This is a genomic window from Streptomyces sp. NPDC013455, assembly GCF_040632975.1.
Lineage (GTDB): Bacteria > Actinomycetota > Actinomycetes > Streptomycetales > Streptomycetaceae > Streptomyces.
In genome coordinates this window covers 119757-132447 of the sequence record NZ_JBEYCX010000012.1, presented here as the reverse complement: position 1 = coordinate 132447, position 12691 = coordinate 119757, and the positions used below count along the sequence as shown (strand labels likewise).

General features: G+C 74.0%; 11 protein-coding genes. 6 read left to right on the top strand and 5 right to left on the bottom strand.

Annotated features, from left to right (window positions below):
- Positions 1-66 precede the first annotated feature (66 nt).
- Positions 67-1809, top strand: coding sequence for a pyruvate dehydrogenase (locus ABZ576_RS20675; RefSeq protein ID WP_360742426.1), 1743 nt, complete (start codon positions 67-69; stop codon positions 1807-1809).
- A 20-nt stretch (positions 1810-1829) separates the two neighbouring features.
- On the opposite strand, the gene ABZ576_RS20670 is transcribed toward ABZ576_RS20675, so the two are convergent.
- Entirely contained in the window at positions 1830-3410 is a 1581-nt protein-coding gene (locus ABZ576_RS20670) for a helix-turn-helix transcriptional regulator (protein WP_360742423.1), read from the bottom strand.
- Positions 3411-3524: 114 nt separating this feature from the next.
- Between ABZ576_RS20670 and ABZ576_RS20665 the strand changes: the two genes are divergently transcribed.
- Together ABZ576_RS20665 and ABZ576_RS20660 are read left to right on the top strand one after the other, a co-directional pair.
- Entirely contained in the window at positions 3525-4004 is a 480-nt protein-coding gene (locus tag ABZ576_RS20665) for a hypothetical protein (RefSeq protein ID WP_360742420.1), read from the top strand.
- A 350-nt stretch (positions 4005-4354) separates the two neighbouring features.
- Positions 4355-4798, top strand: a complete 444-nt coding sequence (locus ABZ576_RS20660; RefSeq protein WP_360742417.1) for an ATP-binding protein — start codon at positions 4355-4357, stop codon at positions 4796-4798.
- An 83-nt stretch (positions 4799-4881) separates the two neighbouring features.
- Here the strand turns inward: ABZ576_RS20660 and ABZ576_RS20655 are convergent, their stop codons facing one another.
- Positions 4882-5922, bottom strand: coding sequence for a DUF2637 domain-containing protein (locus tag ABZ576_RS20655; protein ID WP_360742414.1), 1041 nt, complete (start codon positions 5920-5922; stop codon positions 4882-4884).
- A 289-nt stretch (positions 5923-6211) separates the two neighbouring features.
- Entirely contained in the window at positions 6212-7054 is an 843-nt protein-coding gene (locus ABZ576_RS20650; protein WP_360742411.1) for a (2Fe-2S)-binding protein, read from the bottom strand.
- Positions 7055-7232: 178 nt separating this feature from the next.
- Between ABZ576_RS20650 and ABZ576_RS20645 the strand changes: the two genes are divergently transcribed.
- Complete coding sequence (locus tag ABZ576_RS20645) at positions 7233-8012, top strand: GntR family transcriptional regulator (protein ID WP_360742407.1); 780 nt, start codon at positions 7233-7235, stop codon at positions 8010-8012.
- A gap of 242 nt (positions 8013-8254) precedes the next feature.
- Here the strand turns inward: ABZ576_RS20645 and ABZ576_RS20640 are convergent, their stop codons facing one another.
- Positions 8255-9019, bottom strand: coding sequence for a hypothetical protein (locus ABZ576_RS20640; RefSeq protein ID WP_360742404.1), 765 nt, complete (start codon positions 9017-9019; stop codon positions 8255-8257).
- 167 nt (positions 9020-9186) lie between these two features.
- Positions 9187-10860: a PucR family transcriptional regulator ligand-binding domain-containing protein gene (locus ABZ576_RS20635; protein ID WP_360742401.1), complete on the bottom strand. Its 1674-nt coding sequence runs from the start codon at positions 10858-10860 to the stop codon at positions 9187-9189.
- 354 nt (positions 10861-11214) lie between these two features.
- Between ABZ576_RS20635 and ABZ576_RS20630 the strand changes: the two genes are divergently transcribed.
- Both ABZ576_RS20630 and ABZ576_RS20625 read left to right on the top strand, forming a co-directional pair.
- Positions 11215-12108, top strand: a complete 894-nt coding sequence (locus ABZ576_RS20630; RefSeq protein ID WP_360742398.1) for an FAD binding domain-containing protein — start codon at positions 11215-11217, stop codon at positions 12106-12108.
- Complete coding sequence (locus tag ABZ576_RS20625) at positions 12108-12689, top strand: (2Fe-2S)-binding protein (RefSeq protein ID WP_360742395.1); 582 nt, start codon at positions 12108-12110, stop codon at positions 12687-12689. The genes ABZ576_RS20630 and ABZ576_RS20625 overlap by 1 nt, the downstream gene beginning before the upstream one ends.
- Positions 12690-12691: the final 2 nt, after the last annotated feature.

Genomic DNA, 12691 nt, shown 5'->3' with positions numbered 1-12691 from the left:
CCGCGGTCCCTGTGGATTGATGGAACGGCAGGACGTATCCCGGGACAGCGAAGGGGCAGGCGGGCCATGGCCAAACAGAGCGTCGCCGAGCAGTTCGTCGACATCCTCGTCCGTGCCGGGGTGCGCCGCCTCTACGGTGTCGTCGGCGACAGCCTCAACCCGATCGTGGACGCCGTGCGCCGCAACGCCGCCATCGACTGGATCCACGTGCGCCACGAGGAGACCGCCGCCTTCGCGGCCGGCGCCGAGGCCCAGATCACCGGGCGGCTGGCCGCGTGCGCCGGCTCCTGCGGCCCGGGCAACCTGCACCTGATCAACGGACTGTACGACGCCCACCGCTCCATGGCCCCGGTCCTCGCCCTCGCCTCGCACATCCCGTCGAGCGAGATCGGCCTCGGCTACTTCCAGGAGACCCACCCCGACCGGCTGTTCCAGGAGTGCAGCCACTACTGCGAGCTGATCTCCAGCCCGAAGCAGATGCCCCGCCTGCTCCAGACCGCCATCCAGCACGCGGTCGGCCGGAGCGGGGTGAGCGTGGTGTCCCTGCCGGGTGACATCGCCGCTGAACCGGCCCCCGAGAAGTCCGCGCGGAGCGCCCTGGTCACCTCCCGGCCCACGGTCCGTCCCGGCGACGCCGAGATCGACCGGCTCGCGGAGATGATCGACGCGGCCGGCAAGGTCACCCTGTTCTGCGGCAGCGGCACGGCCCGGGCCCACGCAGAGGTGATGGAGTTCGCGGGGAAGATCAAGTCGCCGGTCGGACACGCGCTCAGAGGCAAGGAGTTCATCCAGTACGACAATCCGTACGACGTCGGCATGAGCGGCCTGCTGGGCTACGGCGCCGCCTACGAGGCCACCCACGAGTGCGATCTGCTGATCCTGCTCGGCACCGACTTCCCGTACAACGCGTTCCTGCCCGACGACGTGCGCATCGCCCAGGTCGACGTACGGCCCGAGGTGCTCGGCCGCCGCTCCCGGCTGGACCTCGCCGTTTGGGGCGATGTGCGCGAGACGCTGCGCTGTCTGATCCCGCGCGTCAAGGAGAAGACCGACCGGCGCTTCCTCGACCGGATGCTGAAGAAACACGCGGACGCGCTGGAGGGCGTGGTCAAGGCGTACACCCGGAAGGTCGACAAGCACGTCCCGATCCACCCCGAGTACGTGGCCGCCGTACTGGACGAGGTCGCCGACGGCGACGCCGTGTTCACGGTGGACACCGGGATGTGCAATGTGTGGGCCGCCCGGTACGTCTCGCCCAACGGCCGTCGCAGGATCATCGGTTCGTTCTCCCACGGGTCGATGGCGAGCGCGTTGCCGATGGCGATCGGCGCCCAGTTCACCGACCGCCGGCGGCAGGTGGTCGCCATGTCCGGTGACGGCGGGTTCTCCATGCTGATGGGCGACTTCCTGACGCTCGTGCAGTACGACCTGCCGGTCAAGGTGGTGCTGTTCAACAACTCCTCGCTCGGCATGGTGGAGCTGGAGATGCTGGTCGCGGGACTGCCCTCGTACGGCACCGCCAACACCAATCCCGACTTCGCCGCCGTCGCCCGGGCGTGCGGCGCCCACGGCGTGCGGGTGGAGAAGCCCAAGCAGCTCGCCGGGGCGCTCAAGGACGCCTTCCGGCACAAGGGGCCGGCACTGGTCGACGTCGTCACCGACCCCAACGCCTTGTCGATCCCGCCGAAGATCAGCGCCGAGATGGTCACCGGGTTCGCCCTGTCGGCCTCCAAGATCGTGCTGGACGGCGGGGTGGGCCGGATGCTCCAGATGGCCCGCTCGAACCTGCGCAACGTGCCGCGCCCCTAGAGCGCCCCCGCGCGGCGGGCTCAGTCCGTCAGCGGTACCCACCCGCGCCGGCCCCCGTCGGAGCCGTACCAGTAGCGCGGCAGGCCCTCGGCGGCGCTGGTCCGGAAGGGCCGGCCGTGGTCGTCGACGCGGACGGTTCCGGTGCGGCCCTCGGCGGACCAGTCAAGCTCCAGGTACCAGCGGCAGTCGCAGGCGCCGGTACGCGCCTTGACCAGCAGCTCCTCCGGGTCCTTGGCGGAGACGCGGTAGGGCGGCGGCTCGACGGGCCGCCGCGTGCCCCGCTCCGAGGCGGGGGCCGGGTGCGCGATCGGGCGGTCCTTGTCCAGGTCGACGGTGAAGTGGCGGGGACTCATGTCGCCACCGCACCCCTGGGCCATGGAGTAGGCGTTGCCCCGTACGGGTGCCGCGCGCCCGACGACCCGCACCCGCAGCGCCTCCAGGACGACGGCGGTGTCGGACGTGCCCTGCACCGTGATCCGGACCTCGGTCTCGTTCCCGTGTACCGCGCCCTGGGCCGCCGCCCAGACACCGGCGTCCTGGGGGGCCGGGGGCGGGGGCACGCTGTCCGGCTCCCCGGCGAGGACGTAGTCGTGGTCGCAGCCCAGTTCCCAGACCTGGTCATCGGTGGTCCAGGTGAACGGGGCGGCGGCCGGCGCCGGTTCACCGTCGCGGGGGACCGCCGGGGGGCCGCCCGGAGAGGCCGGGGCGGAGCCACGGGGTGGGGAGGAGGACGAGGGAGACGAGGGGGACGAGGGAGACGAGGGGGACGAGGGGGAGGTGCCGGGGGTAGCCGCGGGACGGCCGGGTGGTGAGGTCGGCCGGCCGTCCGGGGCCGCCCGGATCCCCGCCCCGGCCGTCGCGGACCGGCCCGGGGCGGAGGGGCCCGGGGCCGACGGGTCCCTCTCGGAGTACAGGGCCGCCGACACCCCGCCGAGCGTCATCGTCAGCACGGCCGCCACACCGACGGCCAGGGTCCGCCGGCCCTGGTACCGGGACCGGCGCGCGGACGGCCCGGCACCGGTGTCCGCCGCTCCGGCACCCTCGGCTCGCACCCCCGCACCCTCGGCCCGCACGCCCTCCGGCCTTTCGATCGGCGCGCCCCCGCTCTCCGCCCGCGCCCCCGCGCTCCCGGCCCGCGCGCTCCCGGCCCGCGCGCTCCCGGCCCGTACGTCCGCGCTTGCGTCCGGCGCGCCCCCGTTCTCGGCCGGCCCCCCGACCGCCGTGTCCGCCGTGCTCGCTGCGGCTGCCGTACCCGGCGTGCGCGGTCGTTGCCGGGACGCCAGTGCGCGGAGCCAGCGGCGGTGGAGGTCCAGGCGCTCCTCCTCGGTGGCGCCGCAGAACGCGGCGAGACGCTCCACGGGTGCGAAGTCCTGCGGCACCGCCTCGCCCGCGCAGTAGCGGTGCAGGGTCGAGGTGTTCATGTGCACGCGCCGGGCCAGCGAGCCGTAGCTGCGCCCCGTCCGGTCCTTCAGCTCCCGCAGCAGCGCCGCGAACTCCGCGACGTCTCCGCCGCGCCGGTCCTCCTCGGCCGACACCGTTCCCCCGCCCCCGTATCGTCGTCCCACCCGGGACACGCGTCCCAGGCATCCCTGTATCTGCACGTCAGGAAGGGTGGGATGGTTCCAGGGCCGGTGAACGTTGCGGGCGTTGCCGGGGAGTGCCGATGCTCATGGGGCACGACCGACCAACCACTCGCCGGAAACGGGGAAACGCACATGACCGACACGACCGGGCACCGCCGCATCCGTACGCGCCGCGCCGCCCTCACCGCCGCACTCGCCCTGGCCCTCGGGCTCGGCGCCACCGCCCAGGCGACCGCCGGCGGACCGCGCACGATCGGCGGGAAGCCGACGGACCCGATCACGCGGATCGCCGACTTCTACGGCGCCTACATCGACGCGCAGCACGCCCCGGACGGCGGCCGGCTCGCCACCGAGCTGCGCAAGCACTACATCGACGCGTCCTACCTGAAGAAGCTGAAGGCCTGGGAGGACAGCCACCACGCCGACGGCGTCCTGCGCGCCCAGAACGTCCCGGTCGCCTGGCGGGTGACGGACAACGGCACCGCCGACTACACCGAGGCCGGCATCACGCTGACGTGGGGTGACGGGAAGACCACCAAGCTCGTCGTCGACATGACCCGCGGCAGCAAGAAGATCTTCCACATCGGGACGAAGGGCGTCGAGGCCGGCTAGGCCCCGTGGACGCGTCACACGCTCGTCATCGGGGAGTGACTTTCGGCCACTTTCACGACCCGTGACGGTATGCCGACCGCGCGTGCCGGACGCAGCTGCGCCGCCCCCACGGGGCGTCAGTTGTGTCCAGCGGCGGGCCGGGCACCCACACCTCGGGGGACGACGGGTTCCCGGCCCCTGCCCCGGTGCCCCGGGGCCGTGGCCGAACCACCGGCCATCGGGCACACGGCAGGACTGCCCCGGAGCCCGTTGGGCAAGCATCCCCCCGTGAACGTGTTCGACCAGGAGGGGCAGGGTCCAGCGGCGTGCGGGCGGGGGTCATGAAGAGGCAGGCGCGAGGGGGCGGTCCCGTGACCATCGGGGCCTCCTCGGCGAAGACGGGGGAAGAGGCCGACACCATCACGGAACACGCGCGGCGGCTGAGGCGCAGACTCGGCAGGGCGGACCTCAGGGCGGTACCGGAGGCCCGCCGGGAGCTGCGCGAACTGCTGCGGCACTGGGGCAAACCCGGCCGCTCGGAGATCGCCGAACTGCTCACCAGCGAACTCGTCACCAACGCGCTCGTCCACACCGACGACGACGCCGTCCTCACGGCGGTCGTGGTCCCCGGCGGACTGCGCGTGGAAGTACGGGACTTCGTCGCCCGCAGACCCGAGGTGCGGGCACCGGGCACGGACGAGGACACCCATGGCCGGGGCCTGGTGCTGGTGCAGTCCCTCGCCGACGCCTGGGGCGTACGGCGGCACGGGGTGGGCAAGTCGGTGTGGTTCGAACTCGACGCCGAGGCGGCTTGAGGGGGAGCGGTGACGGGGCGGGGGCGTGACCCGTCCGGTCACGCCCCCGCCCCGTTCCAGCGGTCCCGCCGCGGTGCCGCTCGTCAGCCGAACTGCTGCTCCAGGTCCTTGAGCTTGCGCTCCAGGGAGTCCAGGCGAGGCAGGGCCATGGTGTCGTCCTCCGCGGTGAGGTCGACGGTCACCGGCTCAGCTTTGCCGCGGACCGGCTGAAGGGAGGGCCGAGCGCGAACGGGCAGCTGCTCCGCGGTCGATATGGCAGGCTCCGCGGTCGCCGGCGCGGGTCCGCGCTCCACCTGTACCTCGACCTCCCGGCCGGCACCCCGGCCGACGAAGCCGCGGTGGCCCCGGCTGATCGCCTTGAGCTGGGCGCGCTCCACCCGCTGCTGGTCGCGCCGCCGCTGCCGGGCCTCCTCCTTCTGCCGCTTGTCCTCGCGGACCTCCTCGACCGCCTCGTCGAGGCTGCGCACGTTCTCCAGGAGCATCAGCGACCACGCCTTGTAGGTCTCGCGCGGGGCCCGCGCCCAGCGGACGATCCGGATCTGCGGCAGCGGGCGCGGCACCAGGCCCTGCTCGCGCAGCGCGGCCCGGCGGGTCTGCTTCAGCGCCCGGTCGAACAGCACCGCCGCCGACAGCGACATGCCGGAGAAGAACTGCGGAGCACCGGCGTGCCCCGCGCCGCGCGGCGCGTGCACCCAGTTGAACCAGGCCGCGGCCGCGGCGAACAGCCATACCAGTATCCGGGAGCCGAGGGCCGCGTCACCGTGGCTGGCCTCGCGCACCGCCAGGACGGAACAGAACATCGCCGCGCCGTCCAGGCCGAACGGCACCAGGTACTGCCAGCCGTCGGTCAGCCCGAGGTTCTGTTCACCGAATCCGACGAGGCCGTGGAAGGACAGGGCCGCCGCCACCGCCGCACAGCAGAACAGGAGCACATAGGAGACCGTGCCGTAGATGGCCTCCTTGCGCCTGCGGCGCTCCTCGCTGCGCTCCCAGGAGTCGTCCGCGCTCGCGTTCTCCCCGGAGGAGCGCTTTCCGCGCGCGAGCACCGCCACCGCCGCCAGCATGCCCAGGAGCAGTACGGCGCCGGGAAGCAGCCAGTTCAGCGATATGTCGGTCAGTCTCATCAGGGGTCCCTTGCATTGGGATAGGGCGTAACGCCCGCCATAGTGGCCCACTCCCGACGGCCCTCAGGGGGTTTCGGGGCAAGAGGCCGCCAATAAGGTGCAAGGGGATGCCCAGGGCGGCGTTCTGCTCGAACTGCCGCGTGAGGGGCGGGAGTTGAGTTCGAATAAGACTACCCGTACGGGTGGTTCCGCGGAAAGTTCCCGCGACGGGTGAGGACCTTGTGAACAGGCGGACGGTCCGGCGGCGATCCTAGTGGACGCGCGACCGCGCTACGGACCTGACCGTCCGTCAAGCCGCGGACGCGGCGGTGAGTTTGGCGACGCGCGCACGGTCGCAGGTGCGCGGACACGTCGCACAGGTGTCCTGCGGGCGAACGGTGTAGAACATGCAGCAGCTCGCCCGGTCCCGGGTGGCGACCGGCGCGCCGTCCGGACCGGCCAGCACCCGGAACCCGGCGGACCCGGCGTACGGCAGGGTCGCCCCCGGCAGCAGCAGCTCCAGCTCCCGTACGGCCCGCGCGGCCTCCCGCTCGCCGAGCAGCCCCGCGACGTACCACAGCCCCTCCACGACCTCGTCGGTCGCCATGCCCCACAGCGCGCGCCCCCGCCGCCGCATCCGGGGCCCGAAGGCGGCCAGTACCGGCTCCAGGTGCTCGGCCACGGCCGCTCGCACCTCGGCGCGCAGGGCCTCCTCGTCCGCCACGACGACGGTGCCGGGCAGCGCGGCGGCGGGGTCGCCCGGCAGCAGGGCGACCGTTCCCGGGCGGCGCACGGCCATCCGGCCGGCCGCGCGGTCGTACGAGACGTGCGTCACGGGCAACCGGGGCACCCTGCGGTGCAGGAACCACGGGACGGTGATCAGCAGGCAGGCGGACCAGGCGTAGCGGTGCAGGCCGAAGCTCGCGACCACGTCCGGACGCGCCGGCCGGCCGTAGTCCCGCACCACCTGGGCCGCGTCCCAGGCCAGGAAGGCGTCCAGCTCCGCGCCGCCGGCCGCGAGCCCGGCGGCGCCGACCCAGCCGCCGCCCCGGGGCGCCGGGTCGTCCGGGCCCAGCTCGGTCACGGACAGTCCCGGGAAGGCCGCGGCGAGGCGGTCGTACGCGGCGGTGAGCGGCGAGGCCGCAGCGGGCATGGCGGAACCACCGATCCTTGGACGCGTCCTGATCGCGGACTGGGTTGCACAGGTAAGCCTTACCTTACCCGTCCTCGAAGGAGTTTGAACTGTCGCCCGGTGCGCCTAAGGTGCTTGACGGACAAGCGACAACCCGTCGTTAATGACCCCAAGTACCGACAAGCCGCCAGGAGGACCCGTGAAGCAGGGCGTGCAGGGCTCCGCGGGTGCGCAGGTCGCCGCCCGGGTGCCGGCGCAGCAGCGCCCGGCGGACGCCTCGCCCGGCCGGGAGCGGGACGCCGCGGTGCCGGGCGCGGCGCGCGGCGAGCACACCCACGGGGAACGGCCGCTCGCCGCGCCGCGTGCCGCGGTGCGGCGCTCGTCGGTGCGCGGGCAGATCCTGGACGCCCTGCGCACGGCGCTGGCCACCGGCGAGCTGAAGCCGGGCGAGGTCCACTCGGCCCCAGTGCTCGGCGAGCGCTTCGGCGTCTCGGCCACGCCCGTGCGCGAAGCCATGCAGCAGCTCGCGTCGGAGGGTGCCGTCGAGGTGGTGCCCAACCGCGGCTTCCGGGTGCTGGAACGGGGGGCGCGGGAGCTGGCCGAGCTGGCGGAGGTGCGCGCGCTCATCGAGGTGCCGGTGATGCTGCGGCTCGCCCGTACCGTGCCGGCCGAGCGGTGGGCCGAACTGCGGCCGCTCGCGGAGGAGACGGTGCGCGCGGCCGCCACCGGCTGCCCGGCGGCGTACGCGGAGTCCGACCGTGCCTTCCACCGGGCGCTGCTCGGACTCGCCGGCAACGCTCAGCTGGTCCGGATCGCCGAGGACCTGCACCGGCGGTCGCAGGGGACCGCGGTGCAAAGCGGCCGGAGCGAGCTGATCGCCGACGCGGCGGAGCACACGGCCCTGCTGGACGCGCTGGCCGCCGGGGACGCGGAGGCCGTGCGGCGCCTGGTGGAGAAGCACCTCATCGACACCGCCTGAGCCGCCCCGCGACACCACCGTCACGACACGGGCCGCCTCCCGGGCGCGGCGGGCGTGCCCCGCACGGCGCGCGGGGAACCGCGCGACCGGCCACGACGAGCCCGCCCCGGACGGCGACCCCCGGGGCCACCTCCCCGCACGCCCCCCGCCCCCGGCGGCGACCCCCGGGGCCACCTCCTCGCACGCCCCCGCCCCCGGCGGCGACCCCTGGACCCACCTGCACGCCCCTGCCGCCGGCCCCCCTACGCCGTCGCCGCCCCCGGAGCCGGTGGTGCCAGCTGGCGGGCCAGCCAGGTGGGTACGCCCCCCAGCAGCCGGAACAGGCGGCGGGCCTCCTCCCGCAGCCGGGACGCCTCGGGCTCCTCCTCCGTGTCGGCCAGGGACACCAGCGCCGGGGCCGTGCCCACCAGGTAGCCCAACTCCTCCCGGATCCGCAGGGATTCGGCGAAGCCCCGCCGCGCCTCGGCCACCTCGCCGTCCCGCAGGGCGAGTCCGGCCAGGTGGCGCCAGGTGAAGGAGAGCAGCAGGAGGTCGGCGTGGCCGGCGGCGCCCGCGTGGGCCCGGCGGTACGCGGCGCGAGCCCCCTGCGGGGAGCGGGTCAGGTTCTCCGCGAGCAGGCCCCGGCGGAAGTCCAGCAGGGCCCTGCCCGCGGCCCCGGGCGGGATCAGCGCCGCCGCCCGGCCCAGCGCGGCCCGCGCCTCGTCGGCCCGGTCCCGTACGCCGTGCAGCGTGGCCGCGTAGGCGAGCTGGCCGCGCTCGCAGGCCGCCGCGCCCCGCTCCTCGTCGCTGTGCGCCAGCGCCTCCGCCGTCCGCAGGGCGTCCTCCGCCTCCTCCCAGCCGCGCTCGGTGTACAGGCACCGTTCGACCAGCAGGGCGGCCCGCTGCAACGCCGGGGCGGGCCGGTCGGCCGGCAGCAGGGCCGCCGCGTCGGCCCAGCAGGCTCGGCTGCGCAACCGCCATACCGCGGTCTGGAGCGGATCGTCACCGGTGGTTCCGTTACCAGACATGGCGGTATGCGCCACGTTGCCCTCCCCGAGCACGCCATCGAGCTGTTGAGTGGTGGCGGCATTCCAGCACCAATCCCGGGGCCCGGCCAAGAGGGTGGGTGAAAGATTTCACAAAGTAGTGGGGTGCGGGCGTGACCGGGTTTCGCCCCCGCACGCCCCCGGCGACCTCAGCTCATGCGCAGCGCGAGGAAGAAGTCGAGCTTGTCCTCGAGCCGCGAGAGGTCCCGTCCCGTCAACTGCTCGATCCGGCCCACCCGGTAGCGCAGCGTGTTGACGTGCAGGTGGAGCCGGGTGGCGCAGCGGGTCCAGGAGCCGTCGCTGTCGAGGAACGCCTCCAGGGTCGGGATCAGCTCGGCCCGGTGCCGGCGGTCGTAGTCCTTCAGCGGGTCCAGCAGGCGGGCCGTGAAGGCGCGGCGGACATCGTCCGGCACGAAGGGGAGCAGCAGGACGTGGCTGGCCAGCTCCTGGTGGCCGGCCGCGCAGACCCGGCCGGGCCGGGCGGCGGCCACCCGGCGGGCGTGCCGGGCCTCCTCCAGGGCGCCGCGCAGGCCCTCCGCCGAGTGAACGGCCGCGCTGACGCCGAGGGTGAGCCGCCCGTCGCCGTCCAGGCCCGCCGACAGCGGCTCGCGGACCGACTGGAGCAGGGCGTCGGCCAGCAGCCCGGTCTCCGAGCCGTCGTGTTCGGAGGAGACCGCGGGCAGCGGGACCAGGGCGATCGCCTCGTCGCCGGTGTGCGCGACGGCGATCCGGTCCAGCGGCTCGGGGCCGGTCGCCAGCGGGTCGACCAGCACCTCCTCCAGCAGGGACTGGGCGACCGGGCCGCCCTCGACCCCGTCCCCGTCCCACTCGACCCGGGCCACGACGACCTGCCAGTGCGGGGCCGTCCCGAGGCCGGGCAGCAGCACCGGCGCGGCGACCCGCAGCCGGGCCGCGATCTCGGCGGGCGCGGCGCCCGTCTGGACCAGCTCCAGCACCTCCTGGGCGAGCCGGCGCCGGACCGTGCGGGCCGCGTCCCGGCGGTCCCGCTCGACGGCGATCAGCTGGGTGACGCCCTGGAGCAGGTCCAGACGCTCCTCGGGCCAGTCGCCCGCGTCCGCCTCCACGGCCAGCAGCCAGTCCGACAGGACCGTCTCGCGCACATCGCGGGAGCCCTGCGGGGAGCGGCCGGAGGAGCGGATCGGGAAGAGCGAGTACGTGGCCCCGTGCAGCAGCAGCCGGTGCGGGCCGCGGCGGCCGGTGCGGGCGGCCGCCAGGTGCTCGGCGGCGAGCCGGGTGCAGGTCTCGGCGGGCAGCGCGGGGCCGGCCTCCTTGGAGCCCGCGATCAGCCGGCCGGTGGGGGAGAGCACCCAGGCCCGCAGGTCCAGGTCGGTGCCGAGCAGGTCCAGGACCACGTCCGGGCCGCCGCCCGCGGGCCCCGAGGTCATCATCCGGCGGTGCCGGTCCACCACCGCCGCCAGGTCCCCGGCGCGCTCGCCGGACACCTGCCGGACCACGTGCTCGGTGATCGTCGCGAACGCCACCGACTCGTGCACCGCGAACAGCGGCAGCCGGTGCCTGGCGCAGGCCAGCACCAGGTCGTCCGGCACGTCACCCAGCTCGGCCTCGCCGGCCGCCAGGGCCGCGACCCCGGCCTGCACCAGGATCCGCACGAAGGGCTCGGAGTCGGCGGCGTTCCGGCGCCAGGCCAGGCCCGTCAGCACCAGTTCGCCGCCGGAGAGGTAGCGGCTCGGGTCCCGCAGGTCGGTGGTCATGACCCCGCGTACCGCGCGGTCCAGCTCGTCCTCGCCGCCGAGCAGCCGCAGGCCCAGCGCGTCGGTGTCCAGCAGTGCGCGCAGCCGCATCTCGTCGCCGCCGTTCTTTTGTCTCGAAACCTACGATGGATCTTGGAGGGGGTGAGGGCAGCCTGCCGAAGCCACCCGGAACCGGACGCCCGGGGGCGCGTTCCGGGGCCTCCGCGCTGTTTCCCGCGTTTCCCGGGGAAAACGGAGAGGTTACCGATGACCCCCGTTCATACGAATCTACAAGATGCTCAGCCTGGCCAGCGAACTCCTTCATGGTTTCGGTGACTGACCCCGCCGGAGTACCGGGCGGTGTACTGAGTCCACTCCGCGTTAACAGGACATGAACGAGCCGGGCCCGCCGCACACGGATTGGCTCAATCTGTACGACTCACGAGACGAAGAAGAGAGCCGGTCATGGACTTCCTTCGCCCCGCCAGCTGGGAGGAGGCGCTCGCCGCTAAGGCCGAGCACCCCACCGCTGTGCCGATTGCGGGTGGCACCGATGTGATGGTCGAGATCAACTTCGACCACCGCCGGCCCGAGTACCTCCTCGACCTGAACCGCATCGGTGACCTCTACGAATGGGAGGTCGGCGAGGACACCGTACGGCTGGGCGCCTCCGTCCCGTACAGCAGGATCATGGAGAACCTCCGTGCCGAGCTGCCGGGCCTGGCGCTCGCCTCCCACACGGTCGCCTCCCCGCAGATCCGCAACCGCGGCGGCGTCGGCGGCAACCTCGGCACCGCATCGCCCGCCGGTGACGCCCACCCCGCCCTCCTCGCGGCCGGCGCCGAGGTGGAGGTGGCCTCGGCGGCCCACGGCACCCGGCTGATCCCGATCGACGCGTTCTACACGGGCGTCAAGCGCAACGCGCTCCAGCCCGACGAGCTGATCCGCGCCGTCCACGTCAAGAAGGCGGACGGCCCGCAGCAGTACTCGAAGGTGGGTACCCGCAACGCCATGGTCATCGCCGTGTGCGCCTTCGGTCTCGCCCTGCACCCCGAGACCCGTACCGTGCGCACCGGCATCGGCTCGGCCGCCCCCACCCCGGTGCGGGCCAAGGCCGCCGAGGAGTTCCTGAACGCGGCCCTGGAGGAGGGCGGCTTCTGGGACAACGGAAAGATCATCACCCCGTCGGTCGCCAAGCAGTTCGCGGACCTGTGCTCCGCCGCCTCCAGCCCGATCGACGACGTCCGGGGCACCGCGAGCTACCGCCGGCACGCGGTCGGCGTCATGGCCCGCCGGACGCTCACCTGGACCTGGGAGTCGTACCGCGGCGCCCGCCGCGCCTCGGAGGGAGCTGCGTAATGCGCGTCAACTTCACTGTCAACGGACGTCCGCAGGAAGCCGACGACGTCTGGGAGGGCGAGTCCCTGCTCTACGTCCTGCGCGAGCGACTCGGCCTGCCGGGCTCGAAGAACGCCTGCGAGCAGGGCGAGTGCGGCTCCTGCACCGTGCGGCTGGACGGCGTTCCCGTCTGCTCCTGCCTGGTCGCGGCCGGCCAGGCCGAGGGCCGTGACGTGGTGACCGTCGAGGGCCTCGCGGACTACGCCAGGCAGCGCGGCGAAGGCGGCTGCGCGACCGGCGCCTGCGGCACCTCGCTCCAGGACGCCCGGCAGTGGCAGGCCAAGGGCACCGACTCGCAGACCGGCGAGGGCACCGAACTCTCCACGATCCAGCAGGCGTTCATCGACGCCGGCGCCGTGCAGTGCGGCTTCTGCACCCCGGGTCTGCTGGTCGCCGCCGACGAGATGCTCGAACGCAACCCGAACCCGACCGACGCCGACATCCGCGAGGCCCTGTCGGGCAACCTGTGCCGCTGCACGGGCTACGAAAAGATCATGGACGCGGTCCGCCTCGCGGCCGCCCGCCAGTCCGAGGAGGTCTGACG

Excerpts from the sequence above, each read along its gene's own strand:
- ABZ576_RS20675 (WP_360742426.1), top strand. The coding sequence starts at position 67 with ATGGCCAAACAGAGCGTCGCCGAGCAGTTCGTCGACATCCTCGTCCGT.
- ABZ576_RS20665 (WP_360742420.1), top strand. The coding sequence starts at position 3,525 with ATGACCGACACGACCGGGCACCGCCGCATCCGTACGCGCCGCGCCGCC.
- ABZ576_RS20655 (WP_360742414.1), bottom strand. The coding sequence starts at position 5,922 with ATGAGACTGACCGACATATCGCTGAACTGGCTGCTTCCCGGCGCCGTA.
- ABZ576_RS20650 (WP_360742411.1), bottom strand. The coding sequence starts at position 7,054 with ATGCCCGCTGCGGCCTCGCCGCTCACCGCCGCGTACGACCGCCTCGCC.
- ABZ576_RS20640 (WP_360742404.1), bottom strand. The coding sequence starts at position 9,019 with ATGTCTGGTAACGGAACCACCGGTGACGATCCGCTCCAGACCGCGGTA.
- ABZ576_RS20635 (WP_360742401.1), bottom strand. The coding sequence starts at position 10,860 with ATGCGGCTGCGCGCACTGCTGGACACCGACGCGCTGGGCCTGCGGCTG.
- ABZ576_RS20630 (WP_360742398.1), top strand. The coding sequence starts at position 11,215 with ATGGACTTCCTTCGCCCCGCCAGCTGGGAGGAGGCGCTCGCCGCTAAG.
- ABZ576_RS20625 (WP_360742395.1), top strand. The coding sequence starts at position 12,108 with ATGCGCGTCAACTTCACTGTCAACGGACGTCCGCAGGAAGCCGACGAC.